The 18871-nt window shown below is 71.8% G+C and carries 21 protein-coding genes; 7 read left to right on the forward strand and 14 right to left on the reverse strand.

The window, feature by feature from the left end:
* Positions 1-335 precede the first annotated feature (335 nt).
* A complete protein-coding gene (locus ACZ51S_RS25600; protein WP_468803196.1) occupies positions 336-977 on the reverse strand; it encodes a DNA-3-methyladenine glycosylase in 642 nt (213 codons plus the stop codon).
* Positions 978-1140: 163 nt separating this feature from the next.
* On the opposite strand from ACZ51S_RS25600, the gene ACZ51S_RS25605 reads away from it, so the two are divergent.
* From ACZ51S_RS25605 to ACZ51S_RS25615, 3 genes are all read left to right on the forward strand, one after another.
* Positions 1141-1923: a sporulation protein gene (locus tag ACZ51S_RS25605; protein WP_468479537.1), complete on the forward strand. Its 783-nt coding sequence runs from the start codon at positions 1141-1143 to the stop codon at positions 1921-1923.
* A 40-nt stretch (positions 1924-1963) separates the two neighbouring features.
* Complete coding sequence (locus ACZ51S_RS25610; protein ID WP_467896731.1) at positions 1964-2497, forward strand: YbhB/YbcL family Raf kinase inhibitor-like protein; 534 nt, start codon at positions 1964-1966, stop codon at positions 2495-2497.
* A 149-nt stretch (positions 2498-2646) separates the two neighbouring features.
* Positions 2647-3150, forward strand: coding sequence for an HNH endonuclease (locus ACZ51S_RS25615; RefSeq protein ID WP_042800736.1), 504 nt, complete (start codon positions 2647-2649; stop codon positions 3148-3150).
* Between the two features lie 68 nt (positions 3151-3218).
* Here the strand turns inward: ACZ51S_RS25615 and ACZ51S_RS25620 are convergent, their stop codons facing one another.
* The 4 genes from ACZ51S_RS25620 to ACZ51S_RS25635 all read right to left on the reverse strand — a co-directional run bounded on the left by ACZ51S_RS25620 (position 3219) and on the right by ACZ51S_RS25635 (position 6456).
* A complete protein-coding gene (locus ACZ51S_RS25620; RefSeq protein WP_468479539.1) occupies positions 3219-3989 on the reverse strand; it encodes a sulfite exporter TauE/SafE family protein in 771 nt (256 codons plus the stop codon).
* Positions 3990-4090: 101 nt separating this feature from the next.
* Positions 4091-5065, reverse strand: a complete 975-nt coding sequence (locus ACZ51S_RS25625) for an SPFH domain-containing protein (RefSeq protein WP_467896729.1) — start codon at positions 5063-5065, stop codon at positions 4091-4093.
* 85 nt (positions 5066-5150) lie between these two features.
* Positions 5151-5579: an NfeD family protein gene (locus ACZ51S_RS25630; RefSeq protein ID WP_468803194.1), complete on the reverse strand. Its 429-nt coding sequence runs from the start codon at positions 5577-5579 to the stop codon at positions 5151-5153.
* A gap of 76 nt (positions 5580-5655) precedes the next feature.
* The gene (locus ACZ51S_RS25635; protein WP_467896726.1) at positions 5656-6456 is read right to left on the reverse strand and encodes an ABC transporter ATP-binding protein; all 801 of its coding nucleotides are present in this window, start codon (positions 6454-6456) and stop codon (positions 5656-5658) included.
* Between the two features lie 133 nt (positions 6457-6589).
* On the opposite strand from ACZ51S_RS25635, the gene ACZ51S_RS25640 reads away from it, so the two are divergent.
* Positions 6590-7363 carry a hypothetical protein gene (locus tag ACZ51S_RS25640; protein WP_468479535.1) on the forward strand — a complete coding sequence of 258 codons (774 nt, stop codon included), beginning with the start codon at positions 6590-6592 and terminating at the stop codon, positions 7361-7363.
* A gap of 110 nt (positions 7364-7473) precedes the next feature.
* Here ACZ51S_RS25640 and ACZ51S_RS25645 read toward each other — a convergent pair whose 3' ends face one another.
* The 3 genes from ACZ51S_RS25645 to ACZ51S_RS25655 all read right to left on the reverse strand — a co-directional run bounded on the left by ACZ51S_RS25645 (position 7474) and on the right by ACZ51S_RS25655 (position 9659).
* Positions 7474-7719: a chaplin gene (locus tag ACZ51S_RS25645; RefSeq protein WP_388944746.1), complete on the reverse strand. Its 246-nt coding sequence runs from the start codon at positions 7717-7719 to the stop codon at positions 7474-7476.
* A gap of 127 nt (positions 7720-7846) precedes the next feature.
* On the reverse strand, positions 7847-8530 hold the full coding sequence (locus ACZ51S_RS25650; protein WP_468889078.1) for a response regulator: 684 nt from the start codon (positions 8528-8530) through the stop codon (positions 7847-7849).
* Positions 8523-9659: a GAF domain-containing sensor histidine kinase gene (locus ACZ51S_RS25655; protein ID WP_468962075.1), complete on the reverse strand. Its 1137-nt coding sequence runs from the start codon at positions 9657-9659 to the stop codon at positions 8523-8525. Before ACZ51S_RS25655 ends, ACZ51S_RS25650 begins: the two co-directional genes overlap by 8 nt.
* A 471-nt stretch (positions 9660-10130) precedes the next feature.
* Between ACZ51S_RS25655 and ACZ51S_RS25660 the strand changes: the two genes are divergently transcribed.
* Entirely contained in the window at positions 10131-10769 is a 639-nt protein-coding gene (locus tag ACZ51S_RS25660; RefSeq protein ID WP_468479533.1) for a transglycosylase SLT domain-containing protein, read from the forward strand.
* A gap of 103 nt (positions 10770-10872) precedes the next feature.
* Here ACZ51S_RS25660 and ACZ51S_RS25665 read toward each other — a convergent pair whose 3' ends face one another.
* Complete coding sequence (locus tag ACZ51S_RS25665) at positions 10873-13377, reverse strand: ABC transporter ATP-binding protein/permease (RefSeq protein WP_468479532.1); 2505 nt, start codon at positions 13375-13377, stop codon at positions 10873-10875.
* Between the two features lie 389 nt (positions 13378-13766).
* Here ACZ51S_RS25665 and serB point away from each other — a divergent pair, with 389 nt between their 5' ends.
* Positions 13767-14966 (forward strand): phosphoserine phosphatase SerB, encoded by a 1200-nt coding sequence (serB, locus tag ACZ51S_RS25670; protein WP_468479531.1) that lies wholly within the window; start codon positions 13767-13769, stop codon positions 14964-14966.
* A gap of 114 nt (positions 14967-15080) precedes the next feature.
* Here serB and ACZ51S_RS25675 read toward each other — a convergent pair whose 3' ends face one another.
* The 4 genes from ACZ51S_RS25675 to ACZ51S_RS25690 form a co-directional block, all read right to left on the reverse strand.
* Positions 15081-15602, reverse strand: a complete 522-nt coding sequence (locus tag ACZ51S_RS25675; protein WP_468479530.1) for a SixA phosphatase family protein — start codon at positions 15600-15602, stop codon at positions 15081-15083.
* A gap of 86 nt (positions 15603-15688) precedes the next feature.
* Positions 15689-15889: a hypothetical protein gene (locus ACZ51S_RS25680; RefSeq protein ID WP_468479529.1), complete on the reverse strand. Its 201-nt coding sequence runs from the start codon at positions 15887-15889 to the stop codon at positions 15689-15691.
* A 159-nt stretch (positions 15890-16048) separates the two neighbouring features.
* Positions 16049-16168, reverse strand: a complete 120-nt coding sequence (locus tag ACZ51S_RS25685; protein ID WP_388944700.1) for an SGM_5486 family transporter-associated protein — start codon at positions 16166-16168, stop codon at positions 16049-16051.
* A gap of 5 nt (positions 16169-16173) precedes the next feature.
* On the reverse strand, positions 16174-17460 hold the full coding sequence (locus ACZ51S_RS25690) for a CynX/NimT family MFS transporter (RefSeq protein ID WP_468479528.1): 1287 nt from the start codon (positions 17458-17460) through the stop codon (positions 16174-16176).
* Between the two features lie 116 nt (positions 17461-17576).
* Here ACZ51S_RS25690 and ACZ51S_RS25695 point away from each other — a divergent pair, with 116 nt between their 5' ends.
* Complete coding sequence (locus tag ACZ51S_RS25695; RefSeq protein WP_388944694.1) at positions 17577-18257, forward strand: FadR/GntR family transcriptional regulator; 681 nt, start codon at positions 17577-17579, stop codon at positions 18255-18257.
* Positions 18258-18302: 45 nt separating this feature from the next.
* On the opposite strand, the gene ACZ51S_RS25700 is transcribed toward ACZ51S_RS25695, so the two are convergent.
* Positions 18303-18737, reverse strand: coding sequence for a hypothetical protein (locus ACZ51S_RS25700; protein WP_468479527.1), 435 nt, complete (start codon positions 18735-18737; stop codon positions 18303-18305).
* Positions 18738-18871: the final 134 nt, after the last annotated feature.

The raw sequence follows: 18871 nt of genomic DNA on the forward strand, positions 1-18871 counted from the left end.
ACGGACGCTTCCTTTGTACTCACCCTCTCGGGCTTTCCTCCGGGCTTTCGTTCTGTTCTTCGTTCTTGCGTTTCCGACTCTATCAGACTCTTTCGTGTCCGATTTCCTCGGCGCTTTCCAGGTCTGCGCTTTCGCGCTTTCCTTTCGGCGTGGTCACTACGTTAACGCTTTTCCCTCCCGGCTCATAATCGAGCCGGTCGGCAGGGAATTCGGGTACGCCGAATGCGACCCCGCCAGGGGTAAGTCGTAGGTAGTGGTTTGGCCACTCGGGGTCTGCTGAAGGCAGTGCTCCGTTCCAGCGGCTCGGGCTACGTTAGGCGTCTCCCAAGATCGAGTCAAGTTGCGCGGCGGCGCGGCGCGTGCGCCCGGTACGGGCTGACGGTCGGGTCGCCGGTGATCCAGTAGCGGTAGGGGTGGGCGGCGCCCTCACCGCCCACCCCCGTGCGGGGGCCGTTGCTCACCAGGTCGGGCGGGGTGGAGGTGCCGGCGAGGAGGGACAGGGGGGAATCGGGGCCCGCGCAGAGATCGGTGCCGTCGAGGGAGCGGTCCACGTCCAGGGCCGTGGCCAGGCGGGCCGGACCCTTGGCCAGTTCATGCGGGTATCTGGCTGAAAGGCGACGTTTGGCGGCCAGCTCGGCGCCCACCGTCACCTCCCCCGCCCGCAGCAGCACCCCGCTCGCGTGGTCCGGCGGGCCGCAGACGAGGTTGAGGCTGAACCACATGCCGTAGATGAAGTAGACGTACGCGTGTCCGGGCGGGCCGAACATCGACGCGTTGCGGGCGGTGCGGCCGCGGTAGGCGTGGGAGCCGGGATCGGTCTGGCCCTCGTACGCCTCCACCTCCGTGATCCGCAGTTCCATGGGGCCGTCCGGAGTACGGCGGACCAGGATGCGGCCGAGCAGGTCGGGGGCCACGGTGAGGACCGGGCGGTCGAAGAAGGACCGGGGCAGGGGCGTACGGTCGGGGCGCGCGCTCATCCGGTCGAGGGTAGTGGAACGCGCGCTCCTGCAACCGGGGCCTATGGTTCCGCAGTGGTAAGGGGTGGTCGCGCCGCGGACCGCGGAGCGCGGCAGATCGCAGCAGGTCTGGTCACCGCCTCTTAGAGTCGCCAGGTCTTAGATCCGTATAGGGAGATTGAGCATGGGGTTCAGGAAGCTGTTCGCGAGCCTGGGTGCCGGCGGTGCTTCGGTGGACACGGTCATCACCGAGCCGAACGTCGTGCCCGGCGGGATCGTCCAGGGCGAGGTCCGGATCCAGGGCGGGTCCGTGGAGCAGCAGATCGAGGGGCTCTCCGTCGGGCTCCAGGCGCGGGTGGAGGTGGAGGGCGGCGACAACGAGTACAAGCAGGACGTCGTCTTCACCAAGCAGCGCCTCGGGGGTGCCTTCAAGGTGCAGCCCGGCGCGCTGCACGTGGTGCCCTTCGGGCTGGAGATCCCGGCGGAGACGCCGGTCACCCACTTCGGCGGGCAGCAGCTGCACGGGATGAACATCGGGGTCAGCACCGAGCTGGAGATCGCGCGCGCGGTGGACGCGGGTGACCTGGACCCGATCAACGTGCACCCGGTGCCGGCGCAGCAGGCGATCCTGGACGCGTTCCGGCAGCTGGGCTTCACCTTCCGCAGCGCGGACATGGAGCGCGGGCACATCCGCGGCACCCGGCAGACGCTGCCCTTCTACCAGGAGATCGAGTTCCTGCCGCCGTCGCAGTACCGGGGGCTGAACCAGGTCGAGCTGACCTTCGTCTCGGACGGGCACGAGATGGACGTGGTGCTGGAGATGGACAAGAAGCCGGGTCTGTTCAGCGAGGGCAGCGACACCTACCGCTGCTTCCAGGTGGGGCTGCAGTCGTACCAGGGGACCGACTGGGCGGCGTACCTGAACCAGTGGATCGCCTCGGTCGGTTCGCAGCGCAACTGGTTCTAGGCTCGGCCCGTACCCCTCATCCGATTCAGGAGGACCAGCAGTGGCCGAGCAGAACAGGGCGCCCCTTCCGCACGCCTTCCACCCCGAGGTGGAGACCTTCACCGTGACGAGCCCGGATCTCGCGCCGGGGGCGGAGCTGTCCGCGGCGCAGGTGCTGACGGGCGGCAACGTCTCGCCGGAGCTGCGGTGGGAGGGCTTCCCCGAGGGGACGAAGAGCTTCGCGGTGACCTGTTTCGACCCGGACGCGCCGACGGGCAGCGGGTTCTGGCACTGGGTGCTCTTCGACATCCCCGCCTCGGTGACCTCGCTGCCCGCCGGAGCGGGCAGCGGGGACTTCGAGGGGCTGCCGGAGGGGGCCGTGCACGCGCGCAACGACTACGGCACCCGGGACTTCGGGGGTGCGGCGCCCCCGCGCGGGGAGCGGCACCGGTACGTGTTCACCGTGTACGCGGTGGACCGGGAGGAGTTGGGGACGGACGAGGACTCCTCTCCGGCGTCGGTCGGTTTCCACCTCCGGTTCCACGCCCTCGGCCGCGCCCAGCTGATCGGTGAGTACGAGTCGCCGGCCGGCTGAGCGTTCTTCCGGTGTTCGCCCGGTCCTGGTCTAAAGAAGGCCAGGACCGGGCATTTTTATTGCGTTGTCCCGCGTGGCGCGCGCGGCCAGAGTGGTTCCGGGTCTTGCCGCCAGGGTGGTCGCGGGCCTGCACACGGGAGGTGGGCGAGATGCGGGACACGCTGGTACTGAACGCGAGCTTCGAGCCGCTGTCGACGGTGACGCTGAACCGGGCTGTGGTGCTGGTCCTCCAGGACAAGGCGGTCGTCGAACAGTCGCACCCCGAGCTGCGTGTGCGCGCCGCCACCATGGAGCTCCCGATGCCCCGGGTGATCCGGTTGTGCAGGTACGTACGGGTGCCCTTCCGAAGACATGCTCCCTGGTCGCGGCGGGGGGTGCTGGTCCGGGACCAGCACCGGTGCGCGTACTGCGGGAAGCGCGCGACGACGGTCGACCACGTGCTGCCGCGTGCTCAGGGGGGCGGTGACACCTGGCTGAACACGGTGGCCTCGTGCGCCGAGGACAACCACCGCAAGGCGGCGCGGACGCCTGAGGAGGCGGGGATGCCGCTGCTGCGGAAGCCGTTCGTTCCGTCCCCGGCGGACGCGATGCTGCTCGCCCTGGGAGTGGGCGGGGAGGACGCGCTGCCCGAGTGGCTGGCGCGCACCGCCTGAGCCCTGCCCGTACCGTCCCGTCCGCCGGGGTGTGCCGCGCGCTGGGCGACGTATTTCTTCTACGTCGCTCAGCGGAGCAGCAGCTGGACGATGGCCAGGATCCCGACCGCGACGATGAGGGCGCGCAGGGCGGTCGGGGGGAGCCGGCGGCCGACCTTGGCGCCGATCTGGCCGCCGATGGTGGAGCCGACGGCGATGAGGAGCACGGCCGTCCAGTCGAACTCGGCTACGAAGAGGAAGAAGACGGCCGCGATGCCGTTGACGAGTGCGGCGAGCACGTTCTTGACGGCGTTGATCCGTTGCAGGTCCTCGTGCAGCAGCAGGCCCATCAGGCCGACGTAGAGGACGCCCTGCGCGGCGCCGAAGTAGCCGCCGTAGGCGCTGGAGAGCAGCATGCCGGCGAGCAGGGCGGCTCCGCCGTCGGCCCGGCCCGGCTCGCCCCCGGCGGCTTGCTGACGCCGGCGCAGGGCCGCCGCGAGACGGGGCTGGAGGACGACGAGCACCAGGGCCAGACCGATGAGGACGGGCACGATCGTGTCGAAGGAGTCCGACGGCAGGTTCAGGAGCAGGACGGCGCCCGCGAGGCCGCCGACGAGGGAGACGGCGCCGAGCCGCATGATGCGGGCTCGCTGGCCCTGGAGTTCCCTGCGGTAGCCGATGGCGCCGCTGATGGAACCGGGCACGAGGCCGAGGGTGTTGGAGACGTTGGCGGTGACCGGCGGCAGTCCGGTGGCGAGCAGCACCGGGAAGGTGATCAGGGTGCCGGAGCCGACGATGGTGTTGATGGTGCCGGCGCCGATTCCGGCGGCGAAGACCGCGAGCGATTCCAGGACGGACATGGACATGGACATGGACGGAGCCATCCCCTTTGTGTGAGTGAGTCGCCTCCCCGCCATGAAGGTCGAGGGGCCTCACCGATCATGCACGAAAGGGGCGGCCGTCAGTCGATGGGGGGCTGTTCCCGGCGCTCGGCGGTTCCGTCGCCGCCGGGGGCGGGCTTGCCGGGGTTCTGCGGGTTGAAGCCGGTCGGACCGCCGCCGAGGGGGCCGAAGTTGCCCATCGCGCCCGAGAGGCCCTTGAGCGCGTCTCCGATCTCGCTGGGCACGATCCAGAGCTTGTTGGCGTCGCCCTCGGCGATCTTCGGGAGCATCTGGAGGTACTGGTAGGCGAGGAGCTTCTGGTCGGCGTCGCCTGCGTGGATCGACTCGAAGACGGTGCGGATGGCCTGGGCCTCGCCCTCGGCCCGCAGGGCGGCGGCCTTGGCCTCACCCTCGGCGCGCAGGATCGAGGACTGCTTCTCGCCCTCGGCGCGCAGGATCTCCGACTGGCGGACGCCTTCGGCCTGGAGGATCGCGGCGCGCTTGTCGCGGTCGGCGCGCATCTGCTTCTCCATCGAGTCCTGGATGGAGGTCGGCGGCTCGATGGCCTTCAGCTCGACGCGGTTGACGCGGATGCCCCACTTGCCGGTGGCCTCGTCGAGGACCCCGCGCAGGGCGGCGTTGATCTCCTCGCGGGAGGTGAGGGTCCGCTCCAGGTCCATGCCGCCGATGATGTTGCGCAGGGTGGTGACGGTGAGCTGCTCGATGGCCTGGATGTAGCTGGCCACTTCGTACGTCGCGGCGCGGGCGTCGGTCACCTGGTAGTAGATGACGGTGTCGATGTTGACGACCAGGTTGTCCTGGGTGATGACGGGCTGCGGCGGGAAGGGGACGACCTGTTCGCGGAGGTCGATCCGGTTGCGGATGGAGTCGATGAACGGGACGACGATGTTGAGGCCCGCGTTGAGGGTGCGGGTGTAGCGGCCGAACCGTTCGACGATGGCGGCGCTGGCCTGCGGGATCACCTGGATCGTCTTGACCAGGGCGATGAAGACCAGTACCACCAGGATGATCAGGACGATGATGATCGGTTGCATGCGGTTCCCCGTGCCCTTCCGGCTGTCTGTGCTGCCCCGTTGAACGGAGTCTCGCAGACCCCGGGGCCGCGGGTGGGCTGCTTGCTCACATGACGACCGCGGTCGCTCCGTCGATGTCGACGACGTCGACGGACTGGCCGGGTTCGAAGCTGGTGTCCGAGTCGAGGCTGCGGGCGGACCAGATCTCGCCGGCCAGCTTGACGCGGCCGCCGCTGCCGTCGACCCGTTCGAGCACGACGGCGGATCTGCCCTTCAACGCCTCGATGCCGCTTCGGTGTTGGGGCCGCTGGTCGCGGTGGCGGTTGGCGATCGGCCGTACGACGGCGATCAGCGCGACCGACACGATGACGAAGACCAGGACCTGGGCCACCACTCCCCCGCCGACGGCCGCGGTGACGGCCGCGGCGACCGCGCCGACCGCGAACATGCCGAACTCCGGCATGGCGGTCAGGACGAGGGGGATGCCCAGTCCGACCGCGCCGATGAGCCACCACACCCACGCGTCGATGTCCACGTGGTCATGGTAGGCCGGGCGGGCGCGGCCGGACAGGGCGCGCGCGGCTCGGCCGGCGCGACCCTTGAGAGACGGGCTAGCGCAGGGGCAGGCCCTGGGCGGACCAGCGGTCGTGGTCGTTGCGCTCGACGATGAGGGGCAGGCCGAAGCAGAGGGAGAGGTTGCGGGAGGTCAGTTCCAGCTCGATGGGACCGGCGGTGACGACCTTGCCCTGGCGGATCATCAGGACGTGCGTGAAGCCGGGGGCGATCTCCTCGACGTGGTGCGTGACCATGACCATGGACGGGGCGAGGGGGTCGCGGGCCAGGCGGCCGAGGCGCCGTACGAGGTCCTCGCGGCCCCCGAGGTCGAGGCCGGCGGCGGGCTCGTCGAGGAGGAGGAGCTCGGGGTCGGTCATCAGGGCGCGGGCGATCAGGGTGCGCTTGCGCTCGCCCTCGGAGAGGGTGCCGAACTTGCGGTCGAGGTAGTCGGTCATGCCGAGGCGGTCGAGGAACGCGCGGGCGCGCTGCTCGTCGATCTCCTCGTACTCCTCCTGCCAGGTCGCGGTCATGCCGTAGGCGGCGGTGAGCACGGTCTGCAGGACGGTCTGCCGCTTCGGGAGCTTGTCGGCGAGCGCGATGCCGGCGACGCCGATGCGCGGGCGCAGCTCGAAGACGTCGCTGCCGGGCTTGCCGAGGGTGCTGCCGAGGATGGTCGCGGCGCCCGTGGTGGGGAAGAGGTAGCTGGAGGCGAGGTTCAGCAGCGTGGTCTTGCCGGCGCCGTTGGGGCCGAGGATCACCCAGCGCTCCCCCTCCTTCACCGACCAGGAGACCTGGTCCACCAGAGCCCGGCCCTCGCGGACCACGGATACGTCCACCAGCTCCAGAACATCGCTCATGAGCGTGTTGTCACCCCTTGCAGTCACGGTTCTCAGTGCGCCGGCAGGCGCAGCCCCAGGGGAAAACCTACGCCACTCGGGGAGGGCTCCGGGCGCCAGGCCGGGTCGGGGGGCCGATCCGTAGAGTGGGGGGATGCTTTTCGAACCACGTTCAGGGCGGCTGGCCGCCTGGGGGAACGCTCTGCTGGCCGGTCTGGTCTCGCCCGACGAGGCCGCGCTGTCGATCGTGGGCGAGGACGCCGTGCACCGGGTGTCGGGGCTGCCGGGTGAGGCGGGTCCGGTGGGGCTCACGCTGGCGTTGGGCCGGCTGCGGGCGCTAGGGGTGTCCGGGCTGCGGGTGGCGCTGCCCGTGGCGGGGCATCCGCTGGGGCTGAGCGGGCCGCCGGAGTTCAACGCGCGGGCGCTGGAGGCCGAGGAGGCGGTGGTGTGCGCGGGGGCCGCGCTGGGGCTGGTGCCGGAGGTCACGGAGGCGGGCCCGGCCGGTGACGTGCACGTCTCGGTGGTGTGGCACTGCCTGCCGGTACGGGAGGCCCCGCCGGCGGACGTGCCGTCGCTGGGCGAGGCGGAGCGGGAGCTGGCCGAGGCGCTGCGCGAGGCGACGGTGGTGCTGACCCGGCTGGACGTGTCGGCGTCGGGGCCGGTGGCGGACGCGGCGCTGTCGGCGTACCGGGCGCGGGCGGAGGCGGGGCGGGACGTACTGGCGCCCGGGTACCCGCCGCGGGCGGTTCGGGTGCTGGCGCTGGCGCAGCGGGTGGACCTGATGGTGTCGCTGGCGTACGAGCGCGGGCACGGGGGTGCGGTGGCCGCGTCGGAGATCGCGGCGCGGGCGGAGGCGCTGCGGCCGGTGGAGCGGGTGGCGCGGCGGGCGCTCGTGGCGGCGTACAACGCGGCGGTGGAGGAGCGCTAGCCTCCGGCGGTTGCGCCCGGGCCCCGAGCTTCGGGAAGGGCCTCGGGAGGGAACGGCACGGCCCCGCTTCCCGGGGAGAAGAGGGGAAGCGGGGCCGGTGGGGGCGCGGGTCAGGCGTTGACGCCGGTGTTGCCGAAGGCGCCGTTGAGCAGGCCGATCACGGTGACGGCGTTGCCGACCGCGTTCACGGGGACGTGCACGGGGACCTGGATGAGGTTCCCGGAGGCCACGCCGGGCGAGTTCAGGGCCTCGCCCTCCGCGGACGCACCGCCGTGCGCCGAGGAGACACCGGCGCCGGCGGCGACGAGGCCGCCCGCGATCATGGTGACGGCTGCGGCCTTCTTGAAGTTCTTCACGTTCTCGTCCTCCAGTGCGTCCGCCGCGACCAGCCGTCGCGGCACGCCATGGAGAACGGCCGCACCCCGGCCGGGATACGCCATGTGGGCTACATACACCCGACCGTATGAATCTCAGCTGAGCGCATTACTTGGCGCGGCGGTGGGAGGGCCAGTCGGTGAGGCCGTGTCTGACGGCCCACAGCGCGGCCTGGGTCCGGTCGGAGAGGTCCAGTTTCATCAGGATGTTCGAGACGTGCGTCTTGACCGTCTTCTCGGACAGGACGAGGGCCCTGGCGATCTCCCGGTTGGCACGGCCGTCCGCGATCAGGCCGAGGACCTCCCGTTCCCGGTCGGTCAGCGCTCCCCCGCGCCCTCCCGGGCCGCTCTGGTCGTCCTGGGCCGCGAGCAGGGTCTCGGCGACCTCCGGCTGGAGCAGTACGTGTCCCGCGTGCACGGAGCGGATGGCGGCGGCGAGGGCCTCCGGGTCGACGTCCTTGTAGAGGTATCCGGCGGCGCCGGCCCGCAGGGCGGGGACCACGGTCCGCTGTTCCGTGAAGCTGGTGACGATGAGGACCCGGGCCCCGTTGCCCAGGTCCCGCAGCCGCCGCAGGGCCTCGATGCCGTCGGTGCCCGGCATCTTGACGTCCATGAGGATCACGTCGGGCCGCAGCTCCTCGGCCCGGTCGGTGCCCTCCGACCCGTCGGAGGCCTCGCCGACCACCTCTATGTCCTCCTGCACCTCCAGGAAGGTGCGCAGGCCGCGCCGGACCACCTGGTGGTCGTCGACCAGCAGGACGCGGATCCGGCCGCGGCCGGGGGTGTCAGCCACCGGGGACCTCCATCTCGATCGTGGTGCCCTCACCGGGCGCCGAGCGGACCTCCAGCCGGCCTCCGGCGCCGCTCGCGCGGTCCCGCATGGAGACGAGCCCGAGGTGCCGCCCGGCCGTGCGGACGGCGGAGGGGGAGAAGCCGCGGCCCCCGTCCCGGACGCGCAGGACGGCGCCGCCCGCGGGGGTACGGGCGAGGGTGACGTCGACGCGGTCGGCTCCGGAGTGGCGCAGGGCGTTGTGCAGGGCCTCCTGCGCGACGCGCAGCAGCGCCTCCTCCTGGGCGGCGGGCAGGGCCCGTACGCCGTCGCAGGCGAAGGCGACGCGCGCGGTGTGGGCGCGGTCCAGTACGCGGACGTGGTCGCGCAGGGTGTGGACGAGGCCGTCCTCGTCCAGGGCGGCGGGCCGCAGCTCGGTCACGGCGGCGCGGAGTTCGTCGGCGGCCTCGGCGGCGAGCGCGGCGACCTGCTGGAGCTCCCCCTTGGCGCGGGCCGGGTCTCGGTCCACGAGGGCGGCGGCGGCCTGGGCGGTCAGGCGGAGGGAGAACAGCTTCTGGCTCACGGCGTCGTGCAGCTCGTGGGCGAGCCGGGAGCGCTCCTCGGCGATGGTCAGTTCGCGGCTGCGCTCGTAGAGGCGGGCGTTGGTGAGGGCGATGGCCGCGTGCTGGGCGAGGAGGGAGAGGAGCGCCTCGTCCTCGTCGGTGAAGCCGCCGGGGCCGTTCTTGTCGGCCAGGAAGAGGGCACCGAGGTTCTCCTCCCCGTCCCGGATGGGCAGGCCGAGGAAGCCGGACATCTCGGGGTGCGCGGCGGGCCAGCCCCCGAAGCGCGGGTCCTCGCGTACGTCGGCCAGCCGCTGGGGCGTCTCGTCGTGGAGCATCGCGGCGAGGATGCCGTGCTGGCGGGGCAGCGGACCGATGCGGCGCCACTGCTCCTCGCTGATGCCGTCCACGACGAACTGGGCGAAGCCGCCGTGGTCGTCCGGGACGCCCAGGGCCGCGTACCGGGCGTCCAGCAGCTCGCGGGCGGAGGCGACGATCGTGCGCAGGACGTCGTGGACCTCCAGCCGGCGGCTCATGGCGAGCAGCGCGGCGCTGACGGCCGCCAGTCCTCCCGTAGCGGGTCCGTTGTGCATGGGGTCACCGTACCGGCGGCCCTGACCTGGGGTATCGGGCGTCGGGCGTAGGTCCCGGGCCCCAGGGCGTCCGGCCCGGGCGGGGGGTGCGGCGGCGGGTTCTCTGCCCTGGGGATGAGGTCCGGGGCGTTCGGCTCATCCTTGAGTCGGAGTTTGCTCACGTATTGCATTGCGAGCGCAACTCTGGGTGAGACTGTTACCCGTCCGATGTGAGCCCGGGCATAGGACGCACATCACTTACGAAGCCGCGTAGTGGAGGCATAAGGACGCCGTCAGCGCTGCCGCGCCTAGCGGCTGGGGCGGAAATGCCGCTTCACCGGGCGGGCGTGATCCACTAAGCGGGATCGTACGTCACACCTTTGCCAGCTGATTTTGCCGCCGCTAAGAATGGCACCCGTCGCACAGCGCCGCGGATCCCGGATCCGAGCGGCGCTTTCCTGCGGCCCCCGCTATTCGAAGAGGTTGCCCCGCATGTCTGCTTCCAGCACTCCCGGTCACAGTCGTCTGACGAAGGCGCACAAGCTGTCGATCGCCGGTGTCGCCACCCTCGGTGCCGCCGCCCTCGCCTTCTCCCTCGTCCCCGCCGGTGCCGAGAGCGCTCAGGCTCAGACGTTCGAGGTCGCCCCGGTCGCCTGGACCCAGTCCGTGCAGAAGCACCTCGGCGCCCAGCAGGTCGTCGCCGACCAGAAGGCCAAGGACGCGGCGAAGGCCAAGGCCGAGGCCCAGGCGAAGAAGGACCGCGAGGCCAAGGCAGCCGCCAGCCGTTCCGCGGCCCGCACCCCGGTCTTCGCGAACAACCTCGACGGCTGGATCAAGGAAGCGCTCTTCATCATGAAGCGCGAGGGCATCCCCGGCAGCTACGCGGGCATCCACCGCAACATCATGCGCGAGTCGAGCGGCAACCCCCGCGCGATCAACCTGTGGGACATCAACGCGCAGAACGGCATCCCGTCCAAGGGCCTGCTCCAGGTGATCGCCCCCACCTTCAAGGCGTACCACGTCAAGGGCACCAAGTTCGACCAGTACGACCCGGTCGCGAACATCGTCGCCGCGTGCAACTACGCCGCCGACCGCTACGGCTCCATGGACAACGTGAACAGCGCGTACTGAGCGCGCCCCACGCCTCCCATACCCCCCATGCGCCTCAGGGCGGCCCCCGGAGTTCCGGGTGCCGCCCTGAGGCGTTGCGCGTGGCGGCGGGAGGCCGGGCCCGCTACTTGCGCATGACCTCGGGCTCGTGGCGGCGCAGCAGGCGCGCCACCGCGAAGCCGCAGATGATGCCGAGCAGCAGCAGGACGGTGACGTCCATGAACCACTGGCCGGCGGTGTGGTCCCACAGCGGGTCGGTGTTGGTGGGGTTCTGCGGGTCCCACGGCGCCATGAGCTTGCCCAGGTTCAGGGTGGTGCCGGCGGCGCCGATGGCCCAGCGGGACGGCATCAGGTAGGCGAACTGCTCCAGACCGATCTTGTCGTACAGCTGGAACAGGACACCGGTGAAGACGACCTGGACGATCGCGAACATGACGAGCAGCGGCATGGTCTTCTCGGCGGTCTTCACCAGCGAGGAGATCACGAGGCCGAACATCATCGCGGTGAAGCCGAGCGCGGTGACCGAGACGCACAGCTCGACGGCCGGACTCATGAACAGGCCCTCGGCGGGCAGCTTGCGCGGGGTGAAGGCGATGGCGCAGATGATCACGCCCTGGATCATCGTGATCACGCCGAGGACGATCACCTTCGACATGAGGTACGCCGACCGCGACAGGCCGGTCGCGCGCTCGCGCTCGTAGATGACCCGTTCCTTGATCAGCTCACGGACCGAGTTGGCCGCGCCCGAGAAGCACATGCCGACCGCGAGGATCAGCATGATCGTGCCCGCGTCGCCGTTGAAGCGGGACGGCGGGGTCGGCGGGGCCAGGCCGAACTTGGCGGGGATCACCGTGGACACGAAGCCGAGGACGGCCGGCATCAGCACCATCAGGGCCAGGAAGCCCTTGTCGGAGACGATCACCGAGACGTAGCGGCGCATCAGCGTCCACAGCTGCGAGCCCCAGCCCTGCGGCTTCGGCGGGTTCATCTGCTGCGGCGTGGGCATCGCGACCTGCTGCGGGGCGACCGCGTCGAGGTCCGCGGCGTACAGCTGGTAGTGCTGCGAGCCCTTCCAGCGGCCGGCCCAGTCGTAGTCGCGGTAGTTCTCGAAGGCGGAGAAGACGTCGGCCCAGGTGGTGTAGCCGAAGAAGTTCAGCGCCTCGTCCGGCGGGCCGAAGTACGCGACGGACCCGCCCGGGGCCATGACCAGCAGCTTGTCGCACAGGGCCAGCTCGGCAACCGAGTGCGTGACGACGAGGACCGTGCGGCCGTCGTCGGCGAGGCCGCGCAGCAGCTGCATGACGTCGCGGTCCATGCCCGGGTCGAGGCCGGAGGTCGGCTCGTCCAGGAAGATCAGCGAGGGCTTGGTCAGCAGCTCCAGGGCCACCGACACGCGCTTGCGCTGACCACCGGAGAGCGAGGTGATCCTCTTGTCCTTGTGGATGTCGAGCTTGAGCTCGCGCAGCACCTCGTCGATGCGGGCGGCGCGCTCGGACTCGGCGGTGTCGCCGGGGAAGCGCAGCTTGGCCGCGTACTTCAGGGCCGTGCTGACCTTCAGTTCCTTGTGCAGGATGTCGTCCTGCGGGACCAGGCCGATGCGCTGGCGGAGTTCCGCGAACTGCTTGTACAGGTTGCGGTTGTCGTAGAGGACGTCACCCTGGTCGGCGGGCCGGTAGCCGGTGAGCGCCTTCAGGAGCGTCGACTTGCCGGAGCCGGAGGGGCCGATGACGCCGATGAGCGACTTCTCCGGGACGCCGAAGGTGACGTCCTTGAGGATCTGCTTGCCGCCGTCGACGGTGACCGTGAGGTGGCGGGCCGAGAAGGAGACGTCACCGGTGTCGACGAACTCCTCGAGCCGGTCACCGACGATCCGGAACGTCGAGTGGCCGACGCCGACGATGTCGTTCGGGCCGAGCAGCGCGGTGCCGGACTTGGGCAGCGGCTGGCCGTTGACGTAGGTGCCGTTGTGGCTGCCGAGGTCGTGGATCTCGAAGCGGCCGCCGGTGGAGCGGAACTCCGCGTGGTGGCGCGAGACCTGGAGGTCCGAGACGACGAGCTCGTTCTCCAGGGCACGGCCGATGCGCATGACGCGGCCGACGGCGATCTGGTGGAACGTCGTCGGGCTGCGGTGGTCGCTGTGGCCCGGGGCTGCGGACTGCGCGGGACCGCCGCCGCCCTGCTGCTGCGGCGGCACGTACGGCTGCTGGTGCTGCTGGTGCTGCTGGTGCTGCTCCCAGGCGGGCTGCTGCTGCACCGGGGCCTGGTACGCCGGGGCCTGCGCCTGCTGCTGCGCCTGCGCGGCCGGGGCCTGGTAGGCCGGCTGCGGCGCCGCCGCGGCGGCCGCGCTGATATTCAGCCGCGGGCCGTCGGTCGCGTTGCCCAGGTGCACCGGCGTACCGGGCACGAGCTCCGTCTGCTGGACCCGCGCGCCGTGCACGTAGGTACCGTTGGTGCTGCCGTGGTCCTCAATGGCCCAACCCCGGCCGTTCCAGCCGATGGTGGCGTGCCGCCACGACACCCGGGCATCGTCGATCACCACGTCTCCCTGGGGATCGCGCCCCAGCGAGTACGACCTGGACGGATCGAGCGTCCAAGTCCTTCCGTTCAATTCCAGTACGAGTTCCGGCACTCCAGCCCCACTTAAGGTCCCCCGAGAATCCCCCTGGCGTCCAGGGAGAACGACGTCAGGGAGTCTAGGGATGGCGAACATCCGGGGGAACTATTTCAGGCCTGGGGCCACATGTGGAATCGGGGCCTTCCGCCGGCCCCTCCGCGAGCCCGCTGACGGGGTCGAAAGGCACCCGGAGAGTGCGATACGGGACTTCTCGCCTTCCTGACGCCGGCCCCCGCCGGTTTCACGTCGCCGCGCCGGCCGCCCGCCCCGGGGCGGGGCCGGGCAGCGGCCGGGCGCGGAGGCGCCCGGAGGCCGGGGCCGCCTCGGGGCACGGCGAAGCGCGGCGTCTGAAGGGTGGGACGGGGGTCCGGGGCCGGGGGGCGGGAAGATACGGTGTGAGCACCATGAGCGCTTCGCAGACCTCCGACGTCCCCACCCTCCTCGTCAAGATCTTCGGCAAGGACCGTCCCGGGATCACCGCCGGGCTGTTCGACACCCTCGCCGCCTACTCCGTCGATGTCGTCGACATCGAGCAGGTCGTCACCCGCGGCCGCATCGTCCTGTGCGCCCTCGTCACCAAGCCCGCCGCCGGCTCCGAGGGCGGGCTGCGCTCCACCGTGCACAGCTGGGCCGAGTCGCTCAAGCTGCAGGCGGAGATCATCTCCGGTACCGGTGACAACCGGCCCCGCGGCAGCGGCCGCTCCCACGTCACCGTCCTGGGGCACCCCCTCACCGCCGAGTCCACGGCGACCATCGCCGCCCGGATCACCGCGGCCGGCGGCAACATCGACCGCATCTTCCGGCTCGCGAAGTATCCGGTGACGGCGGTCGAGTTCGCCGTCTCCGGCGTCGAGACGGAGCCGCTGCGCACCGCCCTGGCCACCACCGCCGCGCAGATCGGTGTCGACGTGGCCGTGGTCTCGGCCGGGCTGCACCGCCGGGCGCAGCGGCTCGTGGTCATGGACGTGGACTCGACCCTGATCCAGGACGAGGTCATCGAGCTCTTCGCCGCGCACGCCGGCTGCGAGGCCGAGGTGGCCGAGGTGACCGAGCGCGCCATGCGCGGCGAGCTGGACTTCGAGCAGTCCCTGCACGCCCGGGTCGCGCTGCTGGCGGGGCTGGACGCGTCGGTGGTGGACAAGGTCCGCTCGGAGGTGCGGCTGACGCCGGGCGCGCGGACCCTGATCCGGACCCTGAAGATGCTGGGCTACCAGGTCGGCGTGGTCTCGGGCGGGTTCACCCAGGTGACGGACGACCTGCGGGAGCGGCTGGGGCTGGACTTCGCCTCGGCCAACACCCTGGAGATCGTCGACGGGAAGCTGACCGGCAAGGTCACCGGCGAGATCGTGGACCGGGCGGGCAAGGCCCGGCTGCTGCGCCGCTTCGCGGAGGAGGCCGGGGTGCCGCTGTCGCAGACGGTGGCGATCGGTGACGGCGCCAATGACCTGGACATGCTGAACGCGGCCGGCCTGGGCGTCGCCTTCAACGCCAAGCCGGTGGTCCGCGAGGCCGCCCACACCGCCGTGAACGTGCCCTTCCTGGACGCGGTGCTGTACCTGCTCGGCGTCACGCGTGAGGAAGTGGAAGCGGCGAACCTGGCCTGAGGCCCCTCGCCCGCCCTCACCCCCGTACGCCCGGCCGGATCGTCTCCGGCCGGGCGTACGTCCTTGCGTGGTGCTCGGGCCCACGTGGTGCGCGGGCCCACGTGGTGCTCGGGCTCAGTGCTCCTTGGGTGTCCAGTAGTCCAGCAGGGTGCACGCCCCGAGTTCGAGGGACTTCCACGGGCCGGTGAAGGAGACGATGGCCAGCGCGGCGGTCGGGAAGCCCGTACGGGTCATCCGTGACAGGGCGTCGCCCTCGGCGCGTCCGCACAGGCCGTCGGCGAGGGCGTGCATGCCGGGGTTGTGGCCGATGACCAGGACGTCGGACACCTCGTCGGGGGTCTCGTTCAGCAGGGCGATGAGCTCGCCGGGCGAGGCTTCGTAGAGCCTGTCCTCGTACACGGTCTTCGGCCGGGACGGGAGTTCCTGGACGGCGAGCTTCCAGGTCTCCCGGGTACGGGCGGCGGTGGAGCAGAGGGCCAGGTCGAAGGTGATGCCGGTCTCGGCCAGCTTCAGTCCGACGGCGGGCGCGTCCTTGCGGCCGCGTTCCGCCAGCGGGCGGTCGTGGTCGGACACCGGCGGCCAGTCGGCCTTGGCGTGCCGGAGGAGGGCGATCCTGCGGGGGGTGTCGGCGCTCATGGCTCCCAGCTTCGCACGAAACGGGCTGCCGGGCGCAGGGTGTTGGGGGGCCTTCCCCCCTCGGTGGGACGTGTCCCGCGCACGGGTCAGCCGACGGCGCGCAGCAGCTGGTGGGTGACCTGGACCAGGGCGGAGCCCTCTCCGGCGGCGGCGTGTGCCTGGCCGGAACCGGCGAGGAGGAGCAGGAGGAGGCCGAAGGCGAGGGCGGGCAGCGCCAGCGTCCACCAGTGCAGCCGGGTGCCGGGGGCGCTGGTGCGGGGGCCGGACGGGTGTGTGGGGGCCGACATGGCCGCCTCCGTGGGTGTGCGGGGTGGGACGGGCTCGCTCCCTTCGAACCTATGGATCCGAAGGGGCGGTTCCCATCCGGGGCGCACCCCAGGCAACCCTGAACCTGGCCCCCTAGGGGATGGTGGGGTTATCCCCACCACCCGCCGGGGTCACCGGTGTCAGGGGGAGGCGACGGTCGCGATGACGGAGATGATCACGGACACCAGGAGCATCGCGCCGAGCACGAGGCCGAGCTTCCTGTGGCCGTTCTGCGGGTTGGGTTCGAGTACGGGCGACATGCCGTTCAGTCTCGCATGCCGCATTCGTCCTCGATCGTGCGGTCCCGGCCCGCGATGAGGCCGAGGACGACCTGGGGGACGAGGAGGCCCGCCATCAGGGCCAGCGGCAGGTCCCAGCCGCCGCTGTGCTGGTAGAGGGTGCCGATGACCAGGGGGCCGGGGATGGAGATGAGGTAGCCGGTGCTCTGGGCGAACGCGGAGAGCTTGACGACCCCGGCCGGGGACTTGGCTCGCAGCCCGATCATCGTGATGACGAGGGGGAAGGCGCAGTTGGAGATGCCGAGCAGCAGCGCCCAGGCCCAGGCTCCGGCGGCGGGGGCGAGGTAGAGCCCGAGGTAGCCGATGAGGCCGAAGACGCCGAGGACGGCGGCGATGGGGCCCTGGTTGCGCATGCGTCCGGCGAGGCCGGGGATGACGAAGGCCAGGGGGACGCCCATGACCATGGTGACGGCGAGCAGCACGCCGGCGGTGGAGGCGGAGACGCCCGCGTCGCGGAAGATCTGCGGGAGCCAGCCCATGGTGACGTAGGCGCCGGTGGCCTGGAGGCCGAAGTAGCAGGCGAGGGCCCAGGCGGTGCGGCTGCGGACGACGGAGGGGCCGGTCGCGGCGGCCGCGGCGGCGGGCGCCGCGGCCCTCTCGCGGCGGCTCGCGGCGGCGACGGGCAGCCAGGGCAGTACGGCGGCCAGGGCGAGGCCGGCCCAGATCAGCAGGCCGGTGCGCCAGCTGCCGCCGAGGGCACCGGTCAGCGGGACGGTCGCGGCGGCTGCGAGGGAGGTCCCGGCGGCCAGGGCCATGGAGTAGAGGCCGGTCATGGTGCCGACGCGGTCCGGGAAGTAGCGCTTGACGATCACCGGGAGCAGCACGTTGGTCAGGGCGATGCCCGCCAGGGACAGGGCGCTGGCGGCGAGGAAGCCGGCGGCGCTGTCCGCGAAGGGGCGGATCAGCAGGCCCGCGGCGACGGCGGCCATGCCGGCGCAGACGACGGCGGCCGGGCCGAAGCGGCGCGAGAGCCGGGGCGCGGTGATGCCGAAGACGGCGAAGCAGAGGGCGGGGACCGAGGTGATGAGCCCGGCGACGGTGCCGCTCATGTGGAGACCGGTGCGGGCCTCCTCGAAGAGGGCGCCGAGGCTGGTGATGGCCGGCCGCAGGTTGAGGGCGGCCAGCACGATCCCGACGATGAGCACCGGGCCCAGCCACGCGGGGGCGGCTGCGGGCGCGGCGGGAGCGGGCCGGGCGGGGCCGCCGTCCGCGACCGCCGGGCGGTTCATGGTCTGGATGTCTTCGTCACGCATCCCGCCATCATAGAATCATGGGATGATTGGTTGTCCAGTCGCGGGCGGGCCGGGACGGTCCCGTCCGTCCCGGTCCCGGCTCCGCTCCAGCCGACCCCGAGGGGGTTCCACCCGCCATGCCGCTGACCTCGCCCCGGCGCTCCGCGCTCGTCGATCAGGTGATCGCCCAGCTGAGGAACCAGATCACCTCCGGAGAGTGGCCGGTCGGGAGCCGGATCCCCACCGAGCCCGAGCTGGTGGAGCTGCTGGGCGTCGCCCGCAACACCGTGCGGGAGGCGGTCCGCGCCCTCGCGCACAACGGGCTCCTCGACATCCGCCAGGGTTCGGGTACGTACGTGCTCGCCACCAGCGAACTCGCCGGGGTGATGCACCGGCGCTTCGCCGGGGCCGACCCGCGGCACGTCGCGGAGCTGCGCTCGACGCTGGAGTCCGCGGCGGCCCGGCTGGCGGCGGAGCGGCGGACCGAGCGGGACCTCGTACAGCTGGACGCGCTGCTGGCGCGGCGCGAGGAGGCCTGGGAGAGCGGGGACGCGGAGCTGTTCGTGGCGGCGGACGTGAGCCTGCACATGGCGGTGGTGACGGCCTCGCACAACGAGGTGCTGACCGGGCTGTACGCGGACCTCGGCGACCTCGTCGCGGACTGGCTGCGGACGGACGTCGGCACCGAGCTGGACCCGGCGGACCACCTGGACCACGCCCGCCTGATCGAGGCGATCCGGCGCGGGGACGCGGACACGGCCGCGGCGGAGGCCGCGGGCTACCCGTTCGCCTGCCTGGGCAAGGGCGCGCCTTCCTGAGGCTCCTGAGACCCCTGAAGCCCACGGTGCCGCAGGGGCGCGGGCTCAGGGGGTGCGCTGGTGGCTCACCCAGGCCGTGCGGACCTCCTTCCAGCAGCGGCCCGCGAGCCGGGTGCGGCCGGCCGGGTCCAGGGGGACGAGGGCGCCGTCCGCGTCCAGGTCCCACCAGCGCTCGCACTCCACATGGAGGCGGAGCAGGTCGGTCCGGGGGTAGGCGTTGTGGCAGGTGGCCACCACCGTCGAGCCGGTGATCTCGGTGTCGCAGTCGGAGCCGAAGAGTTCCGCCGCGGGCGTCCGGGCGGGCCGTACGGGTGGCTCGGCGGGGATGTCCTGGAGGTCCACGACGGCCGGGGCGCCCGCTTCGGGGCCGGGCACGGGTTCCCGTACGCCGGGCTGGGCGAGGGCGCCGGGGCCCAGGAGGCCGGTCAGGACCACCGAGGTGACCAGCAGCGATACCGCTCGGCTCGGCCTCGCGCGCATGGCCGGACCTCCTCCCCGCACACACCGGGAAGATCCCGGCATGGTCATTTTGCAGGCATGTGTCCCGGTTTTCGACTCGGGAAGATCCGGCCGGGCGCAGGACATCCGATCGAACGCGGCCGCGCGACCGGCCC

The sequence above is a fragment of the Streptomyces sp. NPDC034043 genome, assembly GCF_055575675.1.